Raw genomic sequence first — 945 nt, 5'->3', positions numbered from 1 at the left:
CATATGGGATACCAGCAGAACTATACCAAACAATCAGAAAGACACTCTTGACCGACGGCATCAAGATACGGAGTCTTTACCTCGGTAAAATCAACATAGTAGCGTCCCACTTCCCGATAGCTTCTTCTGAAAGACGGACAGCGGATTGTTTTCGCTGATTTGCGTCACCGATATAGAGCATTGCTTAAAGAATACAAAACCAGGCCTTAACGCTGTCAACAACAATTAAAAAAAGTTGGACGGGGATGCTAATCTTTTTAGATAAAAATATTCCTGCAAAAACAATCGTCTCCAATTACCCATTAAAAACACAGAATTTTTTCTTTTAAACAGATCCATTTTGGTGCGTATTTTTAAACACATTTTTATTTCATTGATTTACAAAATGAAATTTAACAAACACTGCAAAAGTGCAACAAAGTCATCAAGGAACATTTTCATTTTGCCTTACACTTGCGGCTTATTTTTAAGGATATCAATATGGAAATAGCAATTACCACAAATCAAACCCAAAGTCCGTATGACGCACGTGGTTTATCAAGACTTTTAAACGATTTGGGTAGTGATATCCTTAACGCGCTAAAAGATTCTTTTATAAATGAAATAATGCTGAATTGTGACGGATCTTTATTTATCGAACACAAAAATAACGGAATGATGAAAATCGGACAATTAGATCCGATTAAAGCTGCTGTAATAATAAGAACTCTCGCTTCTATTTTAGGTAAAGAACTAAGTAATAACAGCCCAATTCTTTCAGGTGAATTGCCATTTGACGGCTCTCGTTTTGAAGGTTTACTGCCTCCGCTTACTGCCAAACCTATTTTTTCAATTCGTAAACATAATGCTCTTTCTTTACCGCTTGCCGATCTTGTAAAAAACAAAATGTTAAATGAAAAAGAAGCAGAATTTTTCATAACCATGATCTTAAGGATCGCTAAAACT

Annotated in this window: 1 pseudogene; it reads left to right on the top strand. The window is 35.1% G+C overall.

Annotated elements, in window-relative coordinates:
* Positions 1-480 precede the first annotated feature (480 nt).
* Positions 481-945: pseudogene (locus tag HMPREF9444_RS09815) on the top strand (hypothetical protein); the annotation flags it as partial.

Source organism: Succinatimonas hippei YIT 12066 (assembly GCF_000188195.1).
Lineage (GTDB): Bacteria > Pseudomonadota > Gammaproteobacteria > Enterobacterales > Succinivibrionaceae > Succinatimonas > Succinatimonas hippei.
Note: the sequence above shows the minus strand (reverse complement) of the source record. Positions and strands in the feature narration are given on the sequence as shown.